Source organism: Sphaerisporangium krabiense (genome assembly GCF_014200435.1).
Taxonomy (GTDB): Bacteria; Actinomycetota; Actinomycetes; order Streptosporangiales; family Streptosporangiaceae; genus Sphaerisporangium; species Sphaerisporangium krabiense.
The window spans coordinates 505,372-531,080 of record NZ_JACHBR010000002.1 but is presented as its reverse complement, the minus strand read 5'-3'; the positions used below and the strand labels follow the sequence as shown (position 1 = coordinate 531,080).

Here is a 25,709-nt window from a genome sequence, read left to right as displayed (position 1 = left end):
GGCCCTCGCTCCTGACGACGTGCTCGTGCGTTCGCGTGCCGTGGGCGCCTCCCCGTCCGGGGCGCGCGGGCGGATCCCACGCCTGTGGAGCCCGCCACATCGCTTCTATCCGTGATGCGGGGAATTGAACATTTGATCGGGTTTTGCCCGGTAGAAGGTGGATTCCTGGATCCGTGGGCTCGTCCCCCGTCCCGCCGGGGCCGCCCCCTCGACGCAGGACCCGGCCCCCTGGCCGCCTTGTTCCCCTTGCCTTCGCGGCATTTCTGGTGTCTCTTGGGTGAACTGGAGGGCGCGCGGGTCCGCGATTCGCGAGAATCCCGGAAGGAGGCCCAGCCCGTTTGCTGCATATGGAGCAGCCGCTGGATAGGGTGAAAGCGACATATTTGCCCGCCTCTCATCACCACCCCATGCCTCTGACCAAGGCGATGTTCGGACATGCCGGGTACGGTGCTGGCAGGCGACGGGCTCTCGCGAGAGACTCAAGGGTCCGGGGGAAGATGAGCACGACGACGAAGGGACTCGCATGCAGGAGCTCCGACTCGTCGCGGTAAGCGAGGACGGCACCTACCTCGTTCTGGCTACGGCCGGACGGGGTACACGATTCACGCTTCCCGTCGACGAACGGCTCCGCGCGGCGGTCCGCGGCAACTTCTCCCGTCTCGGCCAGTACGAGATCGAAGTGGAGAGTCCGTTGCGCCCCAAGGAGATCCAGGCCCGCATCCGTGCGGGCGAGACCGCGGAGGAGATCGCCGCCACCGCGGGTATCCCGGTGGAGCGTGTCCGCTGGTTCGAGGGACCGGTCCTGCAGGAACGGGAGTACACCGCGCAGCAGGCGCAGCGTGTCGCCGTCCGCCTGCCGGGCGAGTCCACTCCGGGGCCCACCCTCGGCGAACTCGTCACCGAACGGCTGAGCCGCCGCGGCGTCCCCAGCGACGAGATCGACTGGGACTCCTGCAAGCGCGACGACGGCCTGTGGCGCATCAAGCTCGGCTTCGTGTGGAACGGTCACACCCGGAACGCCGAGTGGCTGTTCGACATCAGGCGGCGGCACGTGACGCCGTACGACGACGAGGCGCTGCGGCTGTCCGCCACCGAGTACGTCGAGCCGGTCGAAGAGGCCACGGTCACGCCGTTCGTGCCGCGCCTGGCCGCCAAGCTCGCCCCGGTGCCCACCACCGGACATTCCACGCGCGAACAGACGCCCGCGTTCCGGGACGAGGCCCCCTTCCGCGACGAGCGGCCCACGTTCCGCGACGATCCCGCTCCACGCGAAGAGCGGCCCGTCTTCCGCGACGAGCCCCCGCTCCGCGAGGACCGGCCCGCGTTCCGCGAGGAGCGGCCCGCGTTCCGCGACGGACCGTCTCGGCACGATGCCTCGTCCGCCCACGACGAGCCGTCCTTCCAGGGCCATCCGTTCCGCCAGGCGCCCGCCGCCTACCGGGAAGAGCCCCCCGCGCTCCGGCACGAGCCCGCGGCCTTCCGTGACGAGCGCTTCCGTGACGAGCCGTCGTCCACCGTGAGGGAAGCCCCCTCCGCCTACCACGACGCCTCCCCCGGGCACCGGCCGTCCGCCGATCCCCGCGCTTCCAGGGACGCCGGCGAGTTCCCCCATGCCGACCGGCCTTCCCGTCCCGCCGAGCAGCATGTCGGCGAGCCCCGTGCCGCCGAGCCTGCCCCGGTCGAGTCTCGTGCCGTCGAGACGTCTCGCGGCCCGGAGTTCGCCGGCGCCGGTGAGGAGCGTTCCGACGCGCGTGCCGAGCACGTCGGCGTCCGGTCCGAGGCCGCCGAGCCCCCGGCACAGCCGACCCCGCTACGCCCGGTCGCCCCATCCGCCACGGACGCCCTCCCGGACCGAGACGCCGGGGCGGGAGACGTCGCGACGCCCGAGGCGGTGGCCCGCGCCGTCCGCGCTTCCATGACGCAGTCCGACCCGCCTCCGGCCGAGGAGCGCGAGGAGCGTGAGGAGCGCCCCGAACGCGAGGCGGCCGAGGAGAGCAGGGTCACGCGCGTCCCGGTCGAGCCGGTCGAGGCACAGGACCGGCCGGCGCCGGTCGAGGTCCGCGACGCCGCGTCCTCGGAGGCGCCCGCGACCACGGCCACACCGGAACAGGTCACCGCTGAGCGGACGGCCGCTCCGGCGCAGGCGACCACGCCCGAACAGGCCACACCCGAGCGGACGACCCCTCAGGTCGAGACCGCGCGCACCGCCGAGGCTCGCGAGAGCGAGCACGCCGCGTCCGAGCGGACGGTGTCCGAGGTCGAGAGCGTGCAGGCGGACCCTCGCGGGACCGAAGCCACCACGGACCACGCGCACGACACCACCTCCTCGCCCCAAGCCGAGCGGCCCGCCCCGGCTCAGGCCGAGCGGCCCGCCCCGCCTCAGGCCGAGGAGCCCGCCCCGGCTCAGGCCGAGCGTGCCGTCCCGGAGAGCGCGGATGTTCCCGTCACGCCGGAACGCTCCGACGCGCAGAAGGGATCGGTCGCGCCGGAAGAGGCCGAGGTCGCGGCAGCGCAGGACCGTGCGGAGCGTCCCGTGACGCCCTCCCCCGGCACGCCGGGTCCCGATGAGGCGGCGGAGGTCCGTGCCCCGCGCCGTCCCGTCCCGAGGCCACCGATCCCGCGGAGCCCGGCCGGGCGGACCGGCGGCGACACGCCGTCCGAGGAGCCCCGTCCCGGGAAGGCGGCGCGGCCCGCGGCCCCGGTCGCGCGTCCCGCTCCTGTCGGCACCCCGGCACGCAAGGCGGCGGCGAAGAAGTCCGAGGCCGAGGACGCCGCGGTCGCCGTGCCCGCCGCGCGCAACAGCGGCGAGATCGCCAACCGCCCCGCTGCCGCCGCCGCGGAGCCGGACAAGATCGAGCAGCCGGACGCTCCGGGGGGCGAGGCCAAGCCGAAGCCGGAGCCTCCCATCCCGCAGCAGGCGCCGAAGCCGAACGCCCGCCCGGTCCGCAAGGGCGGACGAGGCCGCCGCGCCTCCGTCCCCACCTGGGACGAGATCATGTTCGGCGCCCGCCGCCAGGACTGACCCGCCCCGCCCGCGTCCACGCCGTGACCCGGGCCGGTCATCACGACCGGCCCGGGTCACGTGCTGTCGGGAGAGCTGCTCGCCGCGCCGAGGTGCCGCCTCGATCGCGTGGATGGAGGCCCTTTGGTCGATCGGGTGGTGCGCCGGCGGCGACACTCCGGCTGAACGGGACGGCCGCCCGAGCGGGACGGCCGGCGGGCGGCCGTTCCCGTGCGGGTCAGCTCCCTCGTTCCAGGAACGGGGTGATCCACTCGGGGGAGACCTCCGCGGCGAAGGCGACGCCCTGGGCCTCGCCCGTGTCGATCGCCGAGTAACCGCCGCTGCCCGCGCCGACGCCCGCGATCACCGTCAGGACACGGGCACGTCGCTGGAACCACGTCTGGCGGATCGTCCAGCCGACGACCGCGCGCCGCTCGACGACCGCCCGCGTCCGGGGCAGCGACCCCGAGCGGACCGACAGCCGGGCGCCGTCGTAGGCGTGTCCGAGCGATCGGTAGCGGTCCAGGCCGAGGAGCACGCCGAGGGCCGCGGCGACCAGTCCGAGCAGGCCGATCCACGCCCAGCCGAGGACGAAGCCCGCGGCGGCCACCGCCAGGCCCGGCGCGACGGCCCGGAACAGCCGCCTGCGCCGCGCCGCCGCCGGATGCCCCCGCAGCGGCGCGGTGAAGGGGCCGACGGCCTCGCCGGCGATCTTCTCCACGGACGCCAGGGGCGTGACGGGCAGCAGTTGCCCTCGGGTGCGCGAGTCGCCGAGGCCGGTGACGATGGCCCAGAGCCGCGCCACCTTGGCCCTGCGTTCGAGCAGCCCGTCCGCGATCTCGTACCCGCGTATCCGCGCGTGCTCCAGCGCCACGCTGCGCCGGGTGATCAGTCCCCGTTCGGCGACGAGCGAGGCGGCGCGGCGGCGGAGGGTGAAGTGCCAATTGAAGATCATGTACATGGCGCCCCCGGCCACCGGCATGGCGAGCACGAGCACGACCCCGATCGCGACCAGCAGGAACGGCCGATGCCACAGCCACTGCCCCACCGTGATCGGCAGGTCGTCGCCGAAGCCCAGATCGTTGCCCCACTGGACGACCAGGCCGATCGCGCCTCCGGCCAGCACGAACGGCGCGAACAGGAACGCGCCGGACAGCGGGCCGTACAGCAGCCACCGCCAGGGCACGCGCAGGTAGACCCGCTCCTCCACCGGCGTCTCGGGGGCGGCGACCGTGCCCAGCGCCTCGCCGGCGGGCGCGCCCGCCGCCTCGCCGCGTACCGTCCGGCTGCGCCGCAGCAGGACCTCGCGCAGGCGCTCCGCCTCGGGCAGCGAGACGCCGTCCAGCTCCCCTTCCTGCTTGCCGCCGCCGCTCGCCCCGGTGTCGATCCGGACGACGGAGAGGCCGAACAGGCGGTGCATGGGCGGCGTGGTGACGTCCACGCCGCGGACGCGGTCCAGGGGGATGGTCTTCACCGAGCGGCTCACCAGCGACCGGGTGAGCTCCAGCCTGTCCCCGGCCACCCGGTAGGTGAAGGTGGCCCAGCGCACGGCGGCGTACGCGACCGAGCCCACGATCGCGAGCGAGGCCCAGATGAGGGAGTTGCCGGACAGGCCCCCGAAGAACAGCACGCCCGCCAGCGGCAGGAACAGCGAGGGCAGCATGCGTACGGGGTCGATCAGGATCACCAGCGGGCTGAGCCGCGACGGCGGCACCCACAACGGGCCACCGCCCGGCGCGGGACCCTCGCCCGCAGGGGTGGGCTCGGGGGCGGTCATGTCGCGTCGTCCCTGAGCTGGTGGGCGCGGTGGGCCAGATCCTCGGCCAGGCGGGCGGCGACCCCGGCGTCCAGGCCCTCGATGGAGGACGACCCCGCGTAGGAGGCGGTGCGGATCTCGACGGTCGCCAGGCCGAGCAGGCGTTCGAACCAGCCCTGCTCCTTGTCCACCGTCTGGATGCGGCTGACCGGGACGAAGACCCACTTCCTGCTGAACCAGCCCGACCGCGCGTACACGACGTCCTGCGACAGCTCCCAGCGGTGGACGGCGTAGCGCCACAGCGGCTCGACGACGATGAAGGGCAGCTCCACGATGGCGAGCACGGCGGGAACCCACCAGATGTGATCGGTCACCCAGTCCGGCAGGAAGCGGCGGCCGGACCCTCCGATCCAGGCCGCCGCCAGAGAGGACAGGCCGACCAGCAGGACGAACCCGACCAGGGCCTCCAGCAGCCACAGGGTGATCGCGCGGCGCGCCACCCTGTGGGCGGGGTCGCGCAGGGGAGCTGTCACGGAAACAGCCTAGCTAGATCGCCGGAGAACGCCCTCATCTCCATCACCTGCTCTCCATCCCACCAAATGCCCCTATGTCCACCACCTTCGGGTGGGCCTGTCAGCGATATGTCAGCCCGGGCGGGGCTTGAGCCTCCACGGCTCAGAGAAATGTCAGTGGCGTCCGCAAGACTTCGTAGCGGTCACCGGGCCCACGGGCCGTGTGACCCTCAACCCGTGACCAAGGAGTCCATGCCATGCGATACGCGGTCCAGGCCGAAGGTCTGATGAAGCGCTACGGCGAGACGCGCGCGCTCGACGGCGTCGATCTCGCCATTCCCGAGGGCCGTCTGCTCGGCGTGCTCGGCCCGAACGGCGCCGGCAAGACGACCGCCGTGCGCATCCTCGCGACGTTGCTGCGCGCCGACGCCGGCCACGCCACGGTGGGCGGCTTCGACATCGCCAAAGAGCCCCACAAGGTGCGTTCCCAGATCGGCCTCACCGGCCAGTACGCCGCGGTGGACGAGACGCTGACGGGCGTCGAGAACCTCGTGATGATCGGGCGCCTGCTGGGCCTGAGCCGCGCCGCGGCCAAGCGGCGCGCCGCCGAGCTGCTCGACCGCTTCGCCCTGACGGACGCGGGCGGCCGGGCGGCCAAGACGTTCTCCGGGGGCATGCGCCGCCGCCTCGACCTCGCGGCGAGCCTCGTCGGGCACCCGCAGGTGCTGTTCCTGGACGAGCCCACCACCGGCCTCGACCCGCGCAGCCGCACCGACCTGTGGAACGTCGTGCGCGACCTCATGGCCGACGGCGTCACCGTGCTGCTCACCACGCAGTACCTCCAGGAGGCCGACGAGCTGGCCGACGACATCGTGGTGTTCGACCACGGCCGGGTCATCGCCTCGGGCACCTCCGACGAGCTCAAGGCGACCACCGGGGCGCAGGTCCTCCAGGTGCGGCCCATGGACGAGCGTCATCTCACCCTCGTGACCGAGGTGATCACCGATCTCGTCGGCGAACGGCCCGACCTGACCGGCGGCGAGGCCACCGTGAACATCAAGGACCCCACGGTGGTGCCGGCGATCGTGCGCAGGCTCGACGACCTCGGGGTCGTGGCCGCCGAGCTCAGCCTGCGCAAGTCCAGCCTCGACGAGGTGTTCCTCGCCCTCACCGGCCACCGCGCCGAAGATCCGTCCGCCTCCGAGCAGGCCCAGAAGCAGAAGGAAGAGGTGCCCGCGTGACCTCGCTGACCGAAACCGCGCCCCGCGCGGCCGTCCCCGGCCGGATCGGCCCGGCGGCCGGGCTGCGGCACACCATGACGCTCGCCTGGCGCAGCCTCGTGCAGATCAAGCACAACCCGATGGAACTGCTCGACCTGTCGGTCCAGCCCATCATGTTCCTGTTGCTGTTCACCTACGTCTTCGGCGGCGCGATCTCCGGATCGACCACCGACTATCTGCAGTTCTCGCTGCCCGGCCTGGTCGTCCAGAACATGCTGTTCGCGACGCTGACGACGGCCATCGGGCTCAGCACCGATATCCACAAGGGCGTCTTCGACCGGCTGCGCAGCCTGCCCATCGCGCGGTCCGCGCCGCTCGCCGGGCGCATCGTCGCCGACACGTTGAAGCAGGTCTGGGCGTTCGCGCTGTTCCTCGGCCTCGGCGCCGTGCTCGGCTACCGGGTGCAGACGGGGGTCGTCGGGGTGGTCGGCGCGCTGGCGCTGCTGGTCGCGTTCGCGCTGGCGATGTCCTGGATGTCGGTGCTCATCGGCCTGACGGCCGCCGAACCGGAGAAGGTGCAGATCATCGCGTTCTCGGTGATGATGCCGCTCACCTTCACCTCCAACGCCTTCGTGCCCACCAAGACGCTGCCCGAGTGGTTGCAGCGATGGGTCGACGTGAACCCCGTCACCCACCTGGCCGACGCCGTCCGCGGCCTGCTCGGCGGCGGCCCGGTCGCCACCCACGCGACCATCTCCCTGATCTGGGCCCTCGGCATCGCCCTCGTCTTCATCCCCCTGTCCCTGCGCGCCTTCCGCTCCCGCGCCTGAGCCCACCGTCCCATGCCGCCATCTCGCCGCCTCGTCTCCTCGCCGCCGTCAGGGCCGGGCGAGGCCGAGCGCCTGCTCGCGGGACATCGATCGGCCGTGCGCGAAGTGCCGGGAGTACCGGCCCTGGCCGAGGGCGGCGGTGACGGCCTCGGTGATGCGGGCGTGGTCGTACCCGACCACCGCGTCGGCGCCGCGGATCCCCGCCGCGGCCCCGAGCAGCCTGGCCGCCGTGGCGGGGTCGCCCTCGCGGACCGAGAGACCGGCGCGGGCGACCAGCACGAGGCCGATCGCGGCGCTGTCGTGGGTGCTCCGCGCCAGCCTCAGGGCCTCGGCGTGCGAGGCCCGCGCCGCTCGCAGGTCGCCCTCCTGCTCGGCGAGCATGCCCATCGACGCGTGCAGCACCGCGGTGAACGGAGCCGGGAAGTCCCGGCCGTCCGCGACCAGATCCGCCGCCTCCTCGTAGAACCGGCGGGCGGTGACATGGTCGCCCGCCTCACGCGCGAGGTCGCCGCGCGCGCTCTGCACGCCCACCTCGCCCATGCGGTCGCCCGTGGCGCGGCAGATCTCTATCGCCTCCTCCAGCGCCGCCTGGGCTCCCGCGATGTCACCGGACGCGCTGAGGGCCATCGCCAGCCGGGTACGCAGGTAGGGCGTGTCCTCCACGGCGCCGATCTCGTCGGTCAGCGCGAGCGCCTCCCTGATCACCGCGATGATGGTGGTGTTGTCGCCGCGCACGGTGATCGCCTCGGCGAGCGACCCCAGCGCCACCGAGACTCCCCAGCGGTCGCCCACCTCGCGGAACCTGTCGACGGCCACCCGCAGGTCGGCCTCGCCCAGGTCGATCCGCCCGGCGTTGTAGTACACGTGCGCGCGCAGCAGGTGCGCCGAGGCCACCACCCAGGGGTCCGGGTCCTCGAACAGCGCTCCCACCACGCCGTGCGCGTCGGCCACGTCCTCGACGAACAGCGCGTGCACCGGCTCGGCCAGGGACATCAACGGCGGCCACGGACGCGGCACCCAGGCCCTGCCCAGCACCACCGCGCGCCCCAGCGCCTCCTTGGCCTCCTGCCAGTGATCGGTCCCGCCGGCCAGCAGGATGCCGTGGACGGTGAGCGCCAGCACGAAGCTCCGCGCCTCATCGACGCCCACGGCCCCGTCGTCCGCCGCCCCCGCCTCTCCCTGCCGCGCCGGCCCCGTCGCGGCGAAGGGGTCAGGTCGTGACGGCGGGGAGGAGGCGGCAAGGGGCTGTCGTGATGGCGTGGTGACGGAGGCGGGGAGCTGCGACCGGGCGGGGGCGGCGAAGGCGAGGATCTCGGCGGCGCGTCGCGCGCCTTCGAGACGGCGGCCGGCGAGGAACCAGTACCAGCCGAGCGCCCCGACCAGCCGCAGCCCGAGATCCCGGTCCGCCGCGTCGATCGCCCAGCGCAGCGCCGCCGTCAGGTTGTCGTGCTCCGCGGACAGCACGGCGAGCCACTCGACCTGCCCGGCCCGGCGCAGCTCCGGGTCGGCGGTCGCGGCCAGGTCCAGGAAGAACGCGGCGTGCGCCCGGCGAACGGCGTCCCGCTCCCCCGACTCGGCGAGCCGCTCCGCGGCGTACGCCCGCACGGTCTCCAGCATCCGGTAGCGCATGCCCTCGCGCACCACCAGCGACTTGTCCACGAGCCGCGCCAGCACATCGAGCACGTCCTCGCGCGGCAGGAGCGCCCCCGCCGACACCGCGGCACGACCCCCGTCACGCGCGGACCGATGGTCACGCGTCAGAACCCTCTGCTCCCCGACCCGCGCGACTCCCCCGCCCGCGCGCCCGTCGGCCGGGCTCCCCTCGCCGGGCAGGCGACGCGGGTGACCGTTCGCCGCGGTGGACTCGAACGCGGGTGGCGGCTGCGCGCGGCCAGGGTGTTCGTGAGGTGGAGGAGCGTCGGAGCAGACGGCCTCGGCGGCCTCGAGGGTGGCGCCGCCGGCGAAGACGGCGAACCTCGCGGCGAGCAGCCGTTCCGTTTCGTCGAGAAGGTCCCAGCTCCATTCGACGACCGCCCGCAACGTCTGATGCCGGGGCAGGGCCGTACGACTGCCGCCGGTGAGGAGGCGGAAGCGGTCGTCGAGCCGGTCGGCGATCTGCGCGGCGGACAGGCTGCGCAGCCGCGCGGCGGCCAGCTCGATGGCGAGCGGCATGCCGTCGAGCTCGCGGCAGACGCGGGCGACGGCCCCGGCCTCGTCCTCGACGCGGTACCCCGGCCTGGCCGTCGCGGCGCGGTCGGCGAACAGGGCCTCGGCGTTCGCCTGGTCGAGCGGCCGCACGGGCCAGACGAGCTCGCCGGCGACGCCGAGCGGCTCGCGGCTGGTGGCGAGGACGCGGATGTCCGGGCATTCGAGGAGAAGCTTCTCGGCGAGCGTCGCGGCGGCCTCGATGACGTGCTCGCAGTTGTCGAGGATGACGAGGCTGCGCCGCCCGGCGAGCCCTGTCACCAGCCGGTCGGCCGGGTCCACGACCTCCGTGGGGACCCCGCCGGGCGTGCGGACGGGCGCGCGGCCGAGGTCGCGCATGCCGAGCGCGGCCAGCACGGCCTGCGGCACGCCCGCCGGGTCGCGCACCGGCGCCAGCTCGGCGAGCCACACCCCGTCCGGCGTCCCGTCCTCCAGCGCCGCCCCGGACTCGATCGCCAGCCGCGTCTTCCCCGCGCCGCCCGGCCCCACCAGCGTCACCAGCCGGTGCCGGGCGAGCAGTGCCCCCGCCTGCTCGACGTCCCGCTCCCTGCCGACGAAGCTCGTGAGCCGCGCCCGCAGATTCCCCTTCCTGCTCCCCCGCGCCTCCCCCTCGGCGCCGTCACCCCGGGACCGGGTCGCCGCCTGCGCGATCGGCGTAGGGGAAGCGGCCGGGATGGGGCGGGCCGGGGGGAGGTGGCCGGCGGCCGGGCTCGGGTCGTCGGATGCGCGCGGGAAGTTGTCGCGGAGGATGCCGACGTGGAGGGCGGAGAGTTCGGGGGAAGGGGCGCTGCCGAGGCGCTCGGCGAAGTCGGTGCGGGCGGCCTCGTAGGCGGCCAGCGCCTCGACCTGGCGTCCCGACGCGTGCAGCGCCCGCATGTGCTGGCCGCGCAGGCGTTCTCGCAGCGGCTGGGCGGCGATCAGCGAGACGATCTCGCCGATGACCTCCTCGTGTCGGCCGAGCAGGAGGCGCGCGTCGATGAGGTCCTCGGTGGCGGTCAGGCGCAGGCCGTCCAGCCGGGCGACCTCGGCCGCCGCGACCGGGGACCCGGCCAGGTCGGCCAGGGCCGGCCCGCGCCAGAGCGCCAGCGCCTCTTCCAGCAGCCGCACCGCCTCCGCCGCGTCCGGCGAGCACGCCGACGCGGACAGGTGCGCGGCGGGGGACAGACGCTTCGCGGCCTCGGTGGTCAGGTGGGCGAAGTGGTGGGTGTCGACCTGCTCAGGGGAGATGGCGAGGCGGTATCCGGAGGGAGTGGCCTGGATCGTGTCGCGGCCGAGCGAGGCGCGCAGGCGTGACACGAGGGCCTGGAGCGCGTTGCCTGCTCCGGCGGGAGGTGCGGAGTGCCACACGGCCTCGACCAGGAGGTCGTACGGGACGGTCCTCCCGGGGCTGAGCAGCAGCGACGTCAGCAGAGCACGCAGGCGGCCGCCGCCGAGGCGCACCGGCGCGCCGTCGCGGCGGACCTCCAGGGGCCCGAGCACGGCGAAGCCGGTCCGTGCCACCGCCCGCACCCCTTCCATGCCTCGATTGTGGCCGATCGGGCCGATCGCCGTTGACCCTCATTCCTGCGATGGGGTCAGGGCACTCCTCAGATCCGCGTAGCATCAGCGGGCATGGGGCAGCCGAGAAAGTCCGTGGGCGCCGGGCGACCGGGACGCGACTGGCGTGCGGTCGTCGTCGCGGCGGGGCTCGCCGTGACGTCGGGCTGCGGCATCGTCGGCAGCAATTCGCCGACCGACGGGTCGCTGGGCGAGCTCAGCGTCTCCAGCCCGAGGTTCCGCGACGAGGCGCCCCTGCCGGCCGATTACTCCTGTGCCGGCAAGGAGGGCAATCCGCCGCTGCGGTGGTCCGGTGTGGCGCAGAAGCTGACGAAGTCGATCGCCCTGGTGGTCGACGCGAACAACGCGCAGGGAGCGGCGGAGGTGCACTGGGTGGTGTTCAACATCGACCCGCTCACGACCGAGCTCGCGCAGAACAGCGTGCCGCGCGGCGCGGTGCAAGGGATGACGTCGAGCGGCAAGGTGGGCTACTCGCCCCCGTGCCGACGAGATGACACTTATCGTTTCAGTGTCTACGCGCTCGACGAGACGCTGGATCTGAAGAAGGGCGCCGCCCTGCGAGAGACGTTGGAGCACATCGCGCAGCACACCATCGCCCGTGGACGTCTCTCGGCTTCCCACATCGAGTGACGCGATGCGCACCGAAGGTGATACTCGATACCGGATCTTCTCGTAGGGTGTGACAACGGTCATAGTGGTCGGACAGAATCAGGTGCAATCCTTGAGCGCAGGTGGTCAAAGGGGGCAGGTCGCGTCGATGGCCGCGCGATCTCACCAGCGCCACTGGAAGGCCATGGCCATGAAGGTGGTGCAATGATTATCGCGGTCATTGTCGGCCTCGTCGCCGTCGTGCTGCTCGTACTGATGGTCGTGGCACTCGGTATGCGGTCGATGAACCGCCGGGAGAGCAATCTGCCCCCAGAGCGGCTGCGCAAGATGGCCGAGCAGGCGGAGGACCCCAACAAGGCCAAACGCCCCGGCCGCCCCGCCGAGGAGACGTTCTTCGAGAGCTTCCCGGAGGGGTTCGACGCCTTCCAGGAACCCGAGCGGGCCACGGCGCGGCTGCGTCCGGGCAACGGCAAGCCCGGGGCGCGGCCCGCGGGCCGGCCCGGCGGTCGCTCGGCCCCGCGCGGCAAGCAGGCGGCCGCCTCGCGCGGTCGGCGCGGCGTCGACGAGTGGGGCGACTCCGACGACTACGACGACGACTACTGGACGCGGGTGCGGGCCGACGACGGCGCGTTCGGCGGCACGATCGCGGCGCGCATGGGCGCGAGCCGCCCCGACCTCGCCTCGCCGTCCTCCCCTCCGGCCGCCAAGCCGGCCGCCGCGCGCGACGCGGCCAAGCCCGCCGGCGAGGTGGACGCCAACGCGGCCACCGTGCAGGCTCCGCTGCCCCCCCGGCCGGCCGGCCATGCCGGCCAGGGGGACGCTCCGCGCGCCGCCGCCTCTTCCTCCTCGTCGGGCGCCGCCTCCGAACGCACCGTCACCTTCCCTGCCCCCGTGCCGCAGCCGCCGGCCGCCGGGTCCGCCCCGCCCGCGGCGTCGGCCGCCGACGTGCTGGGCGCGCTCGCCGGCCCGCAGGCCGCCCCTCGTCCGGGCCGTGGCTCGCGTCCCGACCCGGCCGACCCGCTCGGCGTCGACTCCTCCCGCACCAAGCCGCGCCGGCGCGGCGACGCGGGCGACGCCTCCCGCGCCACCACCCCGCCCGCCCGGCCCGCCGACCCGCGCAGGAGCGGCCGCCCCGGCAGGCCCGCCGAGCCCGGCCGTTCGGCCCCGGCGCGGCCGGAGGCGACGCGCGCCGACTCCGGCCGCACGCCGGCCCCCGGCCGTTCCGACGCCCCCCGTTCCGACCGCGCCGACTCCGGCCGTACGGCGACCGGCCCCGTGGGGACGGGCCGTCAGGGCCGGCCCGAGGCCGCGCGCCCGGCCGACCCTCTGGCGGATCCGCTGTCCGGCAACCCGCTGACCACCGGCCCCATGCCCGGCGGCGCGTTCCCCGCGGCGTCGATCCAGGGCGATCCGCTGTCGAGCGGACCGCTGCCCAGCGGTGCGACCCGGCCGCGCTCCGGTGAGGACTCCCGGCGGCGTCCGCAGGGCGACGCGGGCCGTTCCCCCGCGTTCGAGACCCCGCGCGCCGGGTCCGAGCAGACCGGCCCGTTCGCGTCCTCCCCGTCCTACGGCCGCACGCCCGACCCGCTGGGCACGGGCGCGCCCGGCGCGGCCGCCGGGTCGTGGCCGGCGCAGCCCGCGTACCCGGCCACCGGCTCCTACGACATCCTGGACGGACCGGCCACACCGCCCGCGGGCACGCCCGCCGTGTCGTCCTCGAAGGAGACGTGGAAGAGCGCCGACTACCAGCTCCCCGGCCAGGACAGGTACGCCGCGCACGAGACGTACACGCCCGAGACCGCCTACCCGGCGGGACCGTCGGCCCAGTCGTACGAGGTGCGGCCGGGGTGGGCGACCATCGACGACTCCGACGCGGTGACCGGGTCCACGCCGGCCCCCCGGCGCGACGCCTCGGCCTACGACGCCACGGTGGCGCACGAGCTGCCGAAGCGGGAGGACCCGCCGTCGTCCGGTTCCGGACAGGGCTACGGCGGCTACGGCGCGGGGTATCCCACCGGCTCGGCCGCGACCCCGTCCTCCCCGGTGTCGTCCGCGTGGTCGCAGCCGCGCCAGAACACCGGCGGAAGCTGGCCCTCCTACGGTGAGCTGTACGGGAACGGCGGGCCGGGCGAGGATCCGGCGCAGCAGAAGGGGTCGTCGTCGCCTGGCGGCCACCGCCGTCCGACCGAGACCGACTATCCCGACTATTACCGCTGATCACCCAGATTTCCACCGTCAGTTGTAAAACGCATCCGGGAAAGGCTTAATCAATCGGCCCCGGCGTCGTATGGTCGCCTCATGACCGGGGACACGCAAAGTAGCCGTACGACGACCGAGCGTCTCACCTCCGTGCTCCGGCACGATCTTCCCGCCTCTCTGGTGGTCTTCCTCGTCGCGGTGCCGCTCTCGCTGGGCATCGCGGTGTCCTCGGGGGCGCCGCTGATCGCGGGCCTGGTCGCCGCCGTCGTGGGCGGGCTGGTGGCGGGGGCGCTCGGCGGTTCGGTCGTGCAGGTGAGCGGGCCCGCGGCCGGGCTCGCGCTGGTGGTGGCGGAGCTGGTGCGCACGTACGGCTGGCGCGCCACCTGCATGATCACGTTGATGGCGGGCGTGCTGCAGATCGTGCTCGGCGCCTTCAAGGTGGCGCGGACGGCGCTGGCCGTCTCGCCCGCCGTGGTGCACGGCATGCTGGCCGGGGTCGGCGTCGTGATCGCCCTCTCCCAGTTGCACGTGGTGCTCGGCGGCCGTCCGCAGAACTCTGCGGTCGAGAACCTCATCGAGCTGCCGAACCAGATCATCGACAACCACAGCCACGCGGTCGCGGTGGGCGTGCTGACCATCGCGGTGCTGCTGCTGTGGCCGCGCCTGCCCCGGGTGAACGTGGTGCCCGCGCCGCTGGCCGCGCTGGCGTGCGCGGCGCTGACCGCGGCGGCGTTCGGCTGGGACGTGGCGCGCGCCGACCTGTCCAAGGGCTTCAGCGAGTGGGCCTCCCCCGTGTGGCCGGCGGGCGACTGGCACGGCATCGCGGGCGCGGTGCTGCTGGTGGCGTTGCTGGCCGGGGTCGAGTCGCTATTGTGCTCGGTGGCGGCCGACCGCCTGCACGAGGGCCCGCGCGCGGACCTGGACCGCGAGCTCACCGGCCAGGGCGTGGCCAACCTGGTGTCGGGCGCGCTCGGCGGCCTGCCCGTCGCGGGCGTCATCGTCCGCACCACCACCAACATCCGGGCGGGGGCGCGCAGCCGGTGGTCGGCGATCCTGCACGGGGTGTGGGTGCTGGTGTTCGCGGTGGGCCTGGGCTGGATGGTCACGCTCATCCCCTTGGAGGCGCTGGCCGCGCTGCTGGTGTTCATCGGCGTCCGCATGGTGAACCTGGGCACGATGCGCGGGCTGCACGGGCACGGCGAGCTGCCGATCTACGTGCTGACCATGGGCGCGGTCATCCTGGTCGGCCTGGCGGAGGGGGTGCTGCTCGGCCTCGGCCTCGCCGCGCTGTTCGCGCTGCGCCGCCTGACCAAGGTGTGGGTGCACGTGGCGCTGGAGCCGGACGACCGGTGGCACGTCGTGGTGACCGGTTCGCTGACCTTCGTGGGCGTGCCGCGCCTGACCGAGGGCCTGCGGGGCGTCCCCGCGGGCGCCGGCGTCCACCTGGACCTGAACGTCGACTTCATGGACAACGCCGCGTTCGAGGCCCTGCACGGCTGGCGCCTCGAGCACGAGCGCACGGGCGGCACGGTCACGATCGACGAGATGCACGACGAGTGGTACACCTCGGCGGCCAAGGGCACGCGGGCCTCGCCCGCGAAGTCGCCGCCGAAGGCTCCCGAGCGCTGGTGGCTGCCCCGCGCGTACCGCAGGGGCGGTCCGCTGTCGGCCATCCCGGTCCGGCACTCCGGCGCGTGGATCCCGCCGCGCCAGGAGTCGGGCGCGGTGCCCGACCTGCTGGCGGGCGCGGTGGACTTCCAGCGCCGCACCGCTCCCCTGGTCCGGCCGTTCCTCACCCGCATGGCCCGCACCCAGGACCCGTCGCACCTGTTCATCACCTGCGCCGACTCCCGGGTGGTGCCGAACCTGATCACCGCGAGCGGCCCGGGCGACCTGTTCACGGTGCGCAACATCGGCAACCTCGTGCCCCGGCACGGTTCGGCTCTCGCGGACGATTCGGTGGCCGGGGCGATCGAGTACGCCACGACCGCGCTGAACGTCCAGACGATCACGGTGTGCGGGCATTCGGGGTGCGGCGCGATGGCGGCCCTGCTGAGCGCCGGGGAGAAGATCTCCGGCCTGCACGGGCTGGAGCGCTGGCTGCGGCACGGCGACCACACGCTGGCCCGCTACATCCTGTCCGACCCGGGCGACGGGGAGGACGGGCCGCTCGACCGGCTGTGCCGGGTGAACGTCGCCCAGCAGCTCGACAACCTGCGCACCTATCCGGAGATCGCGCTTCTGGAGGCCGAGGGACGGCTCAAGCTGGTCGGGCTGTACTTCGACATCGGCGCGGCGCGGGTCCACGTCCTGGACCGCGAGGGCTTCACGCCCGTGTCGGCCGGCTCGCGCTGACCCGCGGCGGCCGGGTGATCCGCTGTGGGCGGATTCGCTCACTGTGAAACGTCTCGGCCATCGCGGGTGATCTGCACCACAGTGGTCGCATGAGACTTCTGGTGATCGGTGGGTCGGTGTTCCTCGGCCGGTCCATCGTAGAGGAGGCCCTGCGGCAGGGCCACGAGGTGACCACGTTCAACAGGGGCAGGTCCGGCGAGGACCTGCCCGGGGTGACGGCCGTGCGCGGCGACCGGGAGAATCCGGACGACCTGCGCGCGCTGGCCGAGGGCCGCACGTGGGACGCGATCGTCGACGTGTGCGGCTTCACGCCGCGGGTGGTGGCCTCCTCCGCACGCGCCCTGTCCGGTCATGCCCCGCTGTACGCGTTCGTGTCCACCGTCTCGGCCATCTCGACGTGGCCGGCCGAGCGCGTCGACGAGACCGCCCCGCTGTGGGAGTGCGACCCGGAGGCCGGTCCCGAGGACGGCGACTACAGCGTCCTGAAGGCCGGCTGCGAGCGCGCGGTGGAGACCTTCTTCGACGGCGGCGCGCTGATCCTCCAGCCGGGGCTGATCCTCGGGCCGTGGGAGAACGTCGGGCGGCTGCCGGCGTGGCTGCGCCGGATCGCCCGGGGAGGCCGGGTGCTGGCGCCGGGCGATCCCGGCCAGGAGATGCAGCTCATCGACGCCCGCGACATCGCGACGTTCACGGTCGACCAGGCCGCCAAGGGCACCGAGGGGCGGTTCCTGCTCACCGGGCCCGCGGGCAACACCACGTTCGGCCGCTGGCTGGCCGACTGCGCGGAGGCGACCGGGTCCGACGCCGAGTTCGTCTGGGTGGACGACGACTTCCTGCACGCGCGCGAGGTGGAGCCGTGGACCGAGCTGCCGCTGTGGATCCCCGCCGGCGAGAGCGACGCCGGCGCGTGGAGCGTCGCGACGGCCAGGGCCGAGGCGGCGGGGCTGCGGTGCCGTCCGGTGCGCGAGACCGTCCGGGACACGTGGGACTGGCTGAAGGACCGTGACGTGGCCGCCCTGGAGGAACGGCTGCCGAGCTGGCGGCGGCACGGCATCGCGCCGGAGAAGGAGGCCCGCGTCCTGAGCGAGTGGGACGCCCGCTGACCGTACCCCGGCCGCGGCTCGACCGGCACGGCGCCGCGGCCGGATAAGCGGGGCGAATCCCCCCAAGCACGGCGCGCTGCCCGCCGAACGAGGAGGGCGGGTGTTAACGTCGGCGGCGTGGCAGACCCCCGGAGCTTCAGCGACGCCGACGCGCGCACGTCCCCAGCGGACCCCCTGACACCGCGGCCGAACCCTTCCATGATCAAGACGCTGCACCCCCGGGACTACAACGAGGCCCTGTTCGTGGGGCACTACTACCGGGAGGGGCTCCCGGTGATCATGGACCTGACCGGCCTGACCGATGCCGACGCCAAGCCCCTGGTGGACTTCGCCGCCGGACTCGTCCTCGGCCTGCGGGGCGACATGGACCGCGTCGCCCACAAGGTCTTCCTGCTGGTGCCGCCGGGTGTCGTCATCGACGGGGCGCTGAGCTAGAGGAACGGCGCGCGCCGCGGCGGCGGCGCGCGCCCTCACCCCTGCGGCGTGCGGTGCGGTCTACAGCGGCGGGGTGATGTCGATGAAGGCCGTGCAGTTGGCGGGCCAGGTCACGTTCACCGACAGCGCGCAGTTGCTCCGGCGCACCGATCCGGTCCGGGTGCGCACCGCGACGCTCAGGACGTCGCCGTGCGGGTCGGCGGCCAGCGTGACGTCGGTGACGCCGGACGGATAGTTCGTCACCGTGGACAGGTCGTGCCAGGGCGGGTTGGCCGGGCCCAGCGAGGTCTGGTCCCGGACCAGCACGACGCCGTTGGGCTGGGCCACCGCGACATAGATGAGGGGCGTCGGCGCGGTGAGGCCGGCCGGCGTGGCCACCGCGGAGTCGATCCCGTCGGAGACGCCCCGCGGTCCGGGCGGGCCAGGAGGTCCGGGCGGGCACTTCGCGCAGCTCTTCTTCGTGCTGACGACCTCGTCCTCGTCGTCGCCCGCGGGCTGGAGCGGGACGGCCGGCGCGGCGTGGCCCGTGTCCTGCGACGCCCCCTGCCGGTGGACGTCCGCCGCCTCGGCGTGCGCCGGGGCGGACAGCACCACGGCCGCTCCGGCGAGCGCGAGCGCCACGAGCCATGTACCTGCGAGAAGCCCTTGCCCCCGAGGAATCACCCGGTCCCCCATATCCCTTGATTCCTGCACATCAGAGATTTCTCGTGCCCCATGAGCGGCACCGCGCCCGTGGAATACCCGTCCGGCCTCGGCGTGACGCGACGCGGAAGTACCGATAGGGAAAACGGACGGCACGGGGAGGACAAGCACGACCGTTGCGAACAATGACCGGGTTTCTTAGGCTTCCCCCCATGAAGTCAACCATCACGTCAATACTCGAACCCCAGCCGCGCGAGTGGTACCGGGAGGGCACGACGGCCTACGAGGGCGGGTGCAGCCAGCACGGAACCCCGCCCTGTCACGACCCGATCGTGGCCAGCGTCCTGCTGTCCAACGCCTTGAGCGAGGACATTCGGTGGGCCGTCTGCCAGCGCGGCTTGGATTCCCTGCCGAAGCCCCGATAACCCGAATTCACCCACTTATCACCGCGCAAGAACAACGACCACCGCGATCCCCGTCCAAATCCAGCTTCCGCCCCTCAACGGCACACAGAGCCGCAATTCCGGCGTCGAGCATTAAATCCCCCGCTCACCATCTTTCACGACGTCGAACCACGGAAGCGACGGACACGGCACGCCCGCCACCCCACGGGCCTCCCCCGGCACCTCGACAGAGGGCCGTCCGTCGCCCAGGCCGGCCGGAAGCCGCCGACGGAGGATGCCGGGCGACCAGATGCCGCCGGCCAGAAAACTAAACGACCGATCGTTCTTTTTGTGCTAGCGTGCCCTCATGCACGATGGACGAAGGTTGCGCGGCCAGCGCAGCCGTGAGGCGATCCTGGAACGGGCCGTGGCGCTGGCGTCCGTGGACGGCCTCGGCGGGCTCACGCTCGCGCGCCTGGCCGAGGCCGCCGGGGTCAGCAAGTCGGGGTTCTTCGCCCACTGGCGCGACAAGGAGCAGCTCCAGCTCGACTGCGTCGCCTGGGCCCGCCGCCTGTGGGAGGAGCGCGTGATCGCGCCCACCGCCACCGCCCCCAAGGGCCTGCGGCGGCTGTTCGCCCTCCACGAGTCCCGTCTCGCCTTCTACTCCGACGGCGTGCTGCCCGGCGGCTGCTTCTTCTTCGTCGCCCAGGTCGAGTTCGACGACCGTCCCGGCCCCGTCAGGGACGCGGTCGCCGCCGCCATGGGCGACTGGCTCGGCTACCTGGAACGCCGGGTCAAGGACGCCGTGGACCTCGGCGAGCTCACCGCCGACCCCGCCCAGCTCGCCTACGAGATCGAGGCGCTGGGCGAGGCCACCGTCACCCACGCCCGCATGCGCTCCGGCGACGCCGCCTACCGCCGCGCCCGCACGGCGGTCCTGGACCGGCTGCGCGCGCTCGCCACCGACCCCTCGATCCTCCCGGAGGACTGACCGTGTCCCACACCCGTCCCGTCCAGGTCCACTTCGACGACCTCGACGCCATGGGCCTGCTGCACAACGCCCGCTACGGCGTACTGGTGGAGCGGGCGATCAGCGCCTTCTGGGCCGAGCTCGGCTGGCACTTCGACCCCGCCCGCTCCCGGTTCAAGGACGTCTTCCTCGCGGTCCGCGAGTTCCAGATCACCTACCACGTGCCGATCATGGGCGTGGGCGAGCCGCTGGTCCAGTTCTGGATCGAGCACATGGGCACCACCAGCGGCGTGTACGGCTTCCGCGTCCTGTCACCCGACGGCGAGACGGTGCACGCCGAAGGCCGCCGGGTGAACGTCAACCTCGACCCCGCCACCCTGCGCCCCACGCCGTTCACCGACGAGACGCGCGAGGCGGCCGCGGTCCTGGTCACCTGACCGGCCGTCACCGGTTGTGGCCGGCCCCGGCGGGACACAGGGGCCGGCCACAACCGCGCGCAGATGTGACGTCCCCGCTCACGACTCGCCGGTGATCCTCGCCGAGCCGATCGAGGCGGCGGTGATCACGCGGGCCGCGGTGGTCGTCGAGGACGAGGAGGTCAGCTCCGACAGGGTGGCCCGGTTGAGCGCGTGGACGACGAACTCGTAGGTGTTCACCGTCCTCGGCGAGCACGGCCCCTGGTAGCCGTACAGGCTCGCGCTCCCGCGGTAGTAGATCTGCCGGGATCCCGCGGGCACCGACGGCCGGTAGGCGTGGTCGACGTTCTGCGGCAGGGACGTCACGCCCGGCGGGATGTCGTAGATGACCCAGTGGATGAGGTTGTTGTTGTCCAGGTCGCGCATGACGAGGGCGTAGCTCTGCGCGCCCGCGGGCGCGCCGCTCCACGCCAGCGGCGGCGACTCGTTCTTCTGACGCGGGTCGCCGGTGCCGCTGCTGGTGCATTCGTGCACCTTCGGGATCAGGCCGCCCTCGGTGAAGGCGGCGCTCGTCACCGTGAACGCGGCGCGGCCCGACGACGCGGCCCCGGCGGCCGAGGGGGTGGCGATGGTCAGGGAAAGGCCGAAGGCGCACGTGACGAGCAGGGCGTGCGACACGGCTCGCTTGATGGTCACAGGGGGCTCCTAGGGATGGCCGGGATCCTGGCACTCCGTCCTGACTACGGGCATTACATGGCGCGTGGCCACAGTGTAGAAATCACGCTCCGCCCGGACCACCACGCAGCTTGTCATCCCCACGTCCTATGCCCGTCCCCACCACCGGTGGTACAGCCAGCCCTACCATCGCTGTCCAGCCCGCGGGCTCGTGCCCGGAACACCCGGATCCCTACCGTGAGGGTGGCCTTGACGAGAGACCCGCTGGAAACGAGGAACGGTAAATGGCGACGCACGCGGTACGCCTCAACGCGGTGACGAAGACGTACGGCAAGGGGGTGCACGCCCTGCGCGGCGTCACGGTCGACCTGCCCCGCGGCGACTTCACCGCCATCATGGGGCCGTCGGGGTCCGGCAAGAGCACGTTGCTGCACTGCGCGGCCGGGCTGGACACCCCCACGTCGGGCACCGTCCACATCGGCGGCACCGAGCTGTCCCGGATGAACGAGACCCAGCTCACCGAGCTGCGCCGGGACAAGGCGGGTTTCGTGTTCCAGGCGTTCAACCTGATCCCCGCGCTCAGCGTGACCGAGAACGTCCTGCTGCCGTTCCGGCTCGCCGGCACGCGGCCCGACCACGCCTGGCTGGACGAGGTGATCGGGCGGGTCGGGCTCGGCGGGCGCACGCGGCACCGGCCGTCGGAGCTGTCCGGCGGGCAGCAGCAGCGGGTGGCGATCGCCCGCGCGCTGGTGACCAGGCCCGAGGTCGTCTTCGCCGACGAGCCGACCGGCGCGCTCGACACCCAGACCGCCGCCGAGGTGCTCACCCTGCTGCGCCAGGTGGTGGACGCCACGGGCCAGACCGTGGTGATGGTGACCCACGACCCGGTGGCCGCCTCCTACGCCGACCGTGTGCTGTTCCTGGCCGAAGGCGCGCTGGTGGACGACGTGTACGCCGCGGGACCCGAGACCATCGCCCAGCGCGTGACCGCGCTCGGCAGCCGGAGGGCCGTCGCGTGCTGAGGCTCGCCTTCGCCGCCTCGCGCGGCCGCACGGCCTCGCTGGCCGGTTCGTTCGTCGCGCTGCTGTTCGCGGTGGCCCTGGTCGCCGCGTGCGGGCTGCTCATGGAGAGCGGCCTGCGCGCCCGCGTCCCCGCCGAACGGTACGGCGCCGCCCCGGTCGTGGTGGCCGGCGTGGAGCAGGTCTCCCTCCCCATCGAAGAAGACCCCATGGGCGTGCCTCTCACCGAGCCGGTCCCGCTCCCCGCCGCGCTCGCGCGCGAGATCGCCAAGGTGCCCGGCGTCACCAAGGTCGTGCCCGAGGTCGGCTTCCCGGTCGGCCTGACCGGGACGCGCAAGCCTGTGACCGGGCGGTCCTGGGAGTCGGCGGCGCTCACGCCGTACACCCTGAAGGAGGGCCGCGCGCCCGCCACGCCGCACGAGATCGTCACGGACGTCACGCTGGGCCGTGAGGTCGGGCAGAAGGTCCGCGTCGCCGGCCGGGACGGCCTGCGCGAGTACACCGTGACCGGCACCGCCGGGCCCGGCGTGGACGGGCAGGCGTCGGTCTTCTTCACCCCCGGGCGCGCCGCCGAGCTGTTCGCCCGCCCCGGCAAGGTGCTCGCGTTCGGCGTCTTCGGCGCGGGCGAAGAGCTGGCACAGCGGGTCGAGCGGGCGCTCGGCGACACGGTGACCGTCTACGCCGGCGACCGGCGCGGGATGGCCGAGGACGTCACCGCGCGGGAGGGCCGCGAGATGCTCATCGCCATCGGCGGCAGCCTCGGCGGCGTCATCCTCATGGTCGCGGGGCTGGTGGTGGCGAGCGCGTTCGGGCTCGCCGTCCGGCAGCGGGACCGGGAGATCGCCCTGCTGCGGGCGATCGGGGCGACGCCCCGGCAGATCCGCGCCATGATCGGTCAGGAGTCTCTGGTCATCGGGGTCGCGGCCCTCGTGCCGGGACTGCCGCTCGGCGTCGCGCTGGGCCGGTGGCTGTTCGACCAGTTCGTCGCCCGCGGCATGCTGCCGCCGGGATTCACGCCCGCGATCGGCCCCCTTCCGCTCCTGGTCGCCGCCGTGGTCGGGCTGGCCACGGCCTGGCTCGCCGCCCGCGGCGCCGTGCGGCGCGCCGCCCGTATCAAGCCCACCGAGGCGCTGGGCGAGGCCGCCGCGGAACGCCGGGAACTCGGCCGCGGCCGGATGATCGCCGGTCTCGTCTTCCTCGCCCTCGGCCTGTCCGCCTCCGCCATGGCCATGTTCATGGCCGGTGAGACGGCCGCGGCCACCGCCGGCGCCATCGTGCTCCTGCTCATCACCGCCGCCGCCCTGCTCGGCCCCTGGCTCGTGCGGCTCGCCGCGCGCCTGGCGGGCGGGGTGATCGGGCGCACCTCACCGGTGGGCGGCTACCTGGCCGTGGCCAACACCCGGACGGCGGCCAAGCGCCTGGCGTCCGTCGCGGGCCCGCTCATCCTGATGTTCGCCTTCGCCGCGACCACCCTGTTCTCCCAGTCCACCATCGCGCACGCCACCGCCCGGCAGGCTCTGGAGGGCAACCGTGCCGACCACATCCTGCAGGCGGCCGGGCCCGGCCTGCCCCCCGAGGTCGCCCGTGCCGCCCGCGAACTGCCCGGCGTCACCGGAGTGACCGAGACCATCCGCACCAAGGTGATCGGCGACACGACCGAACTGGGGTCGCGCACGCTCAAGCCCATGGCGGCGATCGGCCTCACCGTCCCCGTCCGCGGCATCGACCTCGGCGTCACCTCCGGCTCGCTGGACCGGCTCCGCGGGAACGGGGTCGCGCTCAGCACGCTCGCCGCGGGCGGCTTCGGCGCCTCGGTCGGCGACAAGGTCCGGCTCCTCATGGGCGACGGCACCCCGGTCACGCTGACCGTCGTGGCCCTCTACGAGCGCGGCCTCGGCTACGGCGACGTGGCCCTGCCGTACGCGCGGGCCCGCGACCACTCGGCGGCCGGGATGGCCGCCCAGGTGTACGTCACGGGCGGCACCAGGGAACGACTCGCCGCGCTGGCCCCCGGCCTGACCGTCCTGGACCGGGCCGCCGCCCGCGCGGCGGTCGACACGACGCAGGAGCTCAGCGACTGGGTCAACCGCCTGCTACTCGGGATGATCATCGTCTTCATCGTCATCTCCGTGGTGAACACGCTGGTCACGGCCACCGGCGCCCGAGTACGCGAGTTCGCCCTCCTCCGCCTGGTCGGCGGCACCCGCCGCCAGGTACGCGCCATGGTCCGCTGGGAGGCCCTCCTGATCGGCGCCCTCGCCGTCGCCACCGGCACCCTGATCACCACCCCGACCCTGATGGCCCTCAGCTACGGTCTGACCGGCTCCCCACTCCCCCACATCCCCACCCTCACCTACGTCCTGATGGCCCTGGCCACGATGACCCTGGCCTACATGGCAACCCTGACCCCGACCCACAAAACCCTCCTAGGTCGCCCCGCCGACCAAATCCGCAGCTGAACCCCCACATCCCGATGCGCTCTCGCCCCCGGACGCACCCCGCGCACCGCTGAGAAGACGACCGACATTCCGATGATCAGAAAAGCCGATGCCACGTGAACGGCCCAGCTCGGCCGACTGTGGATCCCCACCATCGATCAGGGATACCGGAGTGGGCGGGCCGACCCGACGTACGCCGCGGAAAGGACACCAGATGACCGGCCGTGACTCCCATACGGACAGTGAAGTCCGGGATCCCTTCGGCACGTTGCGGCGCGCGTTGTGGATCGGCGGGTGGTCAATGGGCCGGGAAGTCGACCGTGCCCGGCTCTTGGCCGTCCGATGCGGCGTCACCGTCTACAACTACGACTACCACGACGCCCGCGGTCACAACGCTCGCCGGATCACAAATCGCAATTCTTGATCAACAGAGACAAGAATTCCTTGCGCAGAGACAGTCGCCGGGCTCAGCTCGGCGCTAAGGCGGCAGCGAAGTTCACAAAGAGCAGGAAAATCCACCGGATCAGCCGCGGCGGAAGTGTCACCTCGCTTTCCAGCGAGCATGAATCTCAGGGAAAAGATGGCCCCGAGGACCGCGACTTCCAGAAGGAGACATATAAGGGCGCCGACCAAGTAAGCCCGAACTTCTTTCGTCGAGTTCCCGGATAGGTACCGCCCTACGCGGCGACCCTGGCGCCGGCCCGTACGACTCTGCTCGGCCGCCCCGCCGAGCAGATCTGTCATTGACGGGTTACGCCCGCCGTCCCACGAGACGATGACCGCGCAGGTCAGAAGGGGTATCTCATCTCACCGTCCCAGAGGCGGCCCACCCTGTTGCCCCCTCGTGCAGGGAACGCCAGGCTGGACACACCGACATCGGACGCAGAAAAGAGGTGCTCCATCATGAAAAAGTGGACATCGAGGCTAGCCGTAGGCGCCTCCGTCGCACTCATCGCGACAACGCTTACCGCCGCATTACCGGCCGACGACGCTTATGCCGTCAGTCCCTGCTGTTCCACCGTCCACAACGGCAGCGCTGCCGGGCTCACGGTACTGCGCGACTGGACATGCAATCATGGTACGACCGGCACCTCCAGTACCGGGTGCGCGGGAGGTGACACTAAATACCTCAGCCCGGGTGCGACCACGCCCTCCGGAGAAGACTGGGACGTCATCCGGGTGGACGCCTACTGGTGCTATAAGATCCAGTTCACGAACTGGTGGGGAAAAGTGTGGACGGAGACCTATAACCGTATAGGGAAGGATTCGCCCGTCTACGTCAAGGTGGAAGGCCGCAGCTTGGGGGACGTACGCGCCCAGTCCAGTTCCAGCTGCCCCTGACTTCAGGGTTCCCTGCGATGTGATGCCCGCCATGCTCGGCCGG

19 protein-coding genes are annotated in these 25,709 nt (G+C 73.1%); 14 read left to right on the top strand and 5 right to left on the bottom strand.

The window, feature by feature from the left end:
* Nucleotides 1–523 precede the first annotated feature (523 nt).
* Nucleotides 524–3,022, top strand: coding sequence for a septation protein SepH (gene sepH, locus BJ981_RS38755; RefSeq protein WP_239139279.1), 2,499 nt, complete (start codon nucleotides 524–526; stop codon nucleotides 3,020–3,022).
* A gap of 217 nt (nucleotides 3,023–3,239) precedes the next feature.
* On the opposite strand, the gene BJ981_RS30355 is transcribed toward sepH, so the two are convergent.
* Nucleotides 3,240–4,778, bottom strand: coding sequence for a PH domain-containing protein (locus tag BJ981_RS30355; protein ID WP_221315413.1), 1,539 nt, complete (start codon nucleotides 4,776–4,778; stop codon nucleotides 3,240–3,242).
* Nucleotides 4,775–5,290 (bottom strand): PH domain-containing protein, encoded by a 516-nt coding sequence (locus tag BJ981_RS30350; RefSeq protein WP_239139280.1) that lies wholly within the window; start codon nucleotides 5,288–5,290, stop codon nucleotides 4,775–4,777. Before BJ981_RS30350 ends, BJ981_RS30355 begins: the two co-directional genes overlap by 4 nt.
* 236 nt (nucleotides 5,291–5,526) lie before the next feature.
* Here BJ981_RS30350 and BJ981_RS30345 point away from each other — a divergent pair, with 236 nt between their 5' ends.
* A complete protein-coding gene (locus tag BJ981_RS30345; protein WP_184616841.1) occupies nucleotides 5,527–6,510 on the top strand; it encodes an ATP-binding cassette domain-containing protein in 984 nt (327 codons plus the stop codon).
* The gene (locus tag BJ981_RS30340) at nucleotides 6,507–7,319 is read left to right on the top strand and encodes an ABC transporter permease (protein ID WP_239139281.1); all 813 of its coding nucleotides are present in this window, start codon (nucleotides 6,507–6,509) and stop codon (nucleotides 7,317–7,319) included. The genes BJ981_RS30345 and BJ981_RS30340 overlap by 4 nt, the downstream gene beginning before the upstream one ends.
* A gap of 48 nt (nucleotides 7,320–7,367) precedes the next feature.
* On the opposite strand, the gene BJ981_RS30335 is transcribed toward BJ981_RS30340, so the two are convergent.
* The gene (locus tag BJ981_RS30335; RefSeq protein WP_184616840.1) at nucleotides 7,368–11,042 is read right to left on the bottom strand and encodes an AfsR/SARP family transcriptional regulator; all 3,675 of its coding nucleotides are present in this window, start codon (nucleotides 11,040–11,042) and stop codon (nucleotides 7,368–7,370) included.
* Nucleotides 11,043–11,135: 93 nt separating this feature from the next.
* Here BJ981_RS30335 and BJ981_RS30330 point away from each other — a divergent pair, with 93 nt between their 5' ends.
* From BJ981_RS30330 to BJ981_RS30310, 5 genes are all read left to right on the top strand, one after another.
* Nucleotides 11,136–11,711, top strand: coding sequence for a YbhB/YbcL family Raf kinase inhibitor-like protein (locus BJ981_RS30330; RefSeq protein ID WP_184616839.1), 576 nt, complete (start codon nucleotides 11,136–11,138; stop codon nucleotides 11,709–11,711).
* Between the two features lie 183 nt (nucleotides 11,712–11,894).
* A complete protein-coding gene (locus BJ981_RS30325; RefSeq protein ID WP_184616838.1) occupies nucleotides 11,895–13,907 on the top strand; it encodes a hypothetical protein in 2,013 nt (670 codons plus the stop codon).
* 81 nt (nucleotides 13,908–13,988) lie between these two features.
* The gene (locus BJ981_RS30320; RefSeq protein WP_184616837.1) at nucleotides 13,989–16,244 is read left to right on the top strand and encodes a SulP family inorganic anion transporter; all 2,256 of its coding nucleotides are present in this window, start codon (nucleotides 13,989–13,991) and stop codon (nucleotides 16,242–16,244) included.
* Nucleotides 16,245–16,333: 89 nt separating this feature from the next.
* Complete coding sequence (locus tag BJ981_RS30315) at nucleotides 16,334–17,347, top strand: NAD-dependent epimerase/dehydratase family protein (protein WP_184616836.1); 1,014 nt, start codon at nucleotides 16,334–16,336, stop codon at nucleotides 17,345–17,347.
* A 117-nt stretch (nucleotides 17,348–17,464) separates the two neighbouring features.
* Entirely contained in the window at nucleotides 17,465–17,782 is a 318-nt protein-coding gene (locus tag BJ981_RS30310; RefSeq protein WP_372436912.1) for a cell division protein SepF, read from the top strand.
* A 60-nt stretch (nucleotides 17,783–17,842) separates the two neighbouring features.
* Here BJ981_RS30310 and BJ981_RS30305 read toward each other — a convergent pair whose 3' ends face one another.
* Nucleotides 17,843–18,403 carry a hypothetical protein gene (locus BJ981_RS30305; RefSeq protein ID WP_184616835.1) on the bottom strand — a complete coding sequence of 187 codons (561 nt, stop codon included), beginning with the start codon at nucleotides 18,401–18,403 and terminating at the stop codon, nucleotides 17,843–17,845.
* Nucleotides 18,404–18,636: 233 nt separating this feature from the next.
* On the opposite strand from BJ981_RS30305, the gene BJ981_RS30300 reads away from it, so the two are divergent.
* From BJ981_RS30300 to BJ981_RS30290, 3 genes are all read left to right on the top strand, one after another.
* Entirely contained in the window at nucleotides 18,637–18,849 is a 213-nt protein-coding gene (locus tag BJ981_RS30300; RefSeq protein ID WP_184616834.1) for a hypothetical protein, read from the top strand.
* Between the two features lie 325 nt (nucleotides 18,850–19,174).
* The gene (locus BJ981_RS30295) at nucleotides 19,175–19,798 is read left to right on the top strand and encodes a TetR/AcrR family transcriptional regulator (protein WP_184616833.1); all 624 of its coding nucleotides are present in this window, start codon (nucleotides 19,175–19,177) and stop codon (nucleotides 19,796–19,798) included.
* A gap of 2 nt (nucleotides 19,799–19,800) precedes the next feature.
* Nucleotides 19,801–20,214: an acyl-CoA thioesterase gene (locus BJ981_RS30290; RefSeq protein ID WP_204070293.1), complete on the top strand. Its 414-nt coding sequence runs from the start codon at nucleotides 19,801–19,803 to the stop codon at nucleotides 20,212–20,214.
* A gap of 78 nt (nucleotides 20,215–20,292) precedes the next feature.
* On the opposite strand, the gene BJ981_RS30285 is transcribed toward BJ981_RS30290, so the two are convergent.
* A complete protein-coding gene (locus BJ981_RS30285) occupies nucleotides 20,293–20,889 on the bottom strand; it encodes a YbhB/YbcL family Raf kinase inhibitor-like protein (RefSeq protein ID WP_204070294.1) in 597 nt (198 codons plus the stop codon).
* Between the two features lie 263 nt (nucleotides 20,890–21,152).
* On the opposite strand from BJ981_RS30285, the gene BJ981_RS30280 reads away from it, so the two are divergent.
* The 3 genes from BJ981_RS30280 (at nucleotide 21,153) to BJ981_RS30270 (ending at nucleotide 24,749) form a co-directional block, all read left to right on the top strand.
* A complete protein-coding gene (locus tag BJ981_RS30280) occupies nucleotides 21,153–21,890 on the top strand; it encodes an ABC transporter ATP-binding protein (protein WP_184616832.1) in 738 nt (245 codons plus the stop codon).
* Nucleotides 21,884–24,346, top strand: a complete 2,463-nt coding sequence (locus BJ981_RS30275; protein ID WP_184616831.1) for an ABC transporter permease — start codon at nucleotides 21,884–21,886, stop codon at nucleotides 24,344–24,346. Before BJ981_RS30280 ends, BJ981_RS30275 begins: the two co-directional genes overlap by 7 nt.
* A 193-nt stretch (nucleotides 24,347–24,539) precedes the next feature.
* Nucleotides 24,540–24,749 carry a hypothetical protein gene (locus BJ981_RS30270; protein ID WP_184616830.1) on the top strand — a complete coding sequence of 70 codons (210 nt, stop codon included), beginning with the start codon at nucleotides 24,540–24,542 and terminating at the stop codon, nucleotides 24,747–24,749.
* The last annotated feature ends 960 nt before the right edge of the window (nucleotides 24,750–25,709 follow it).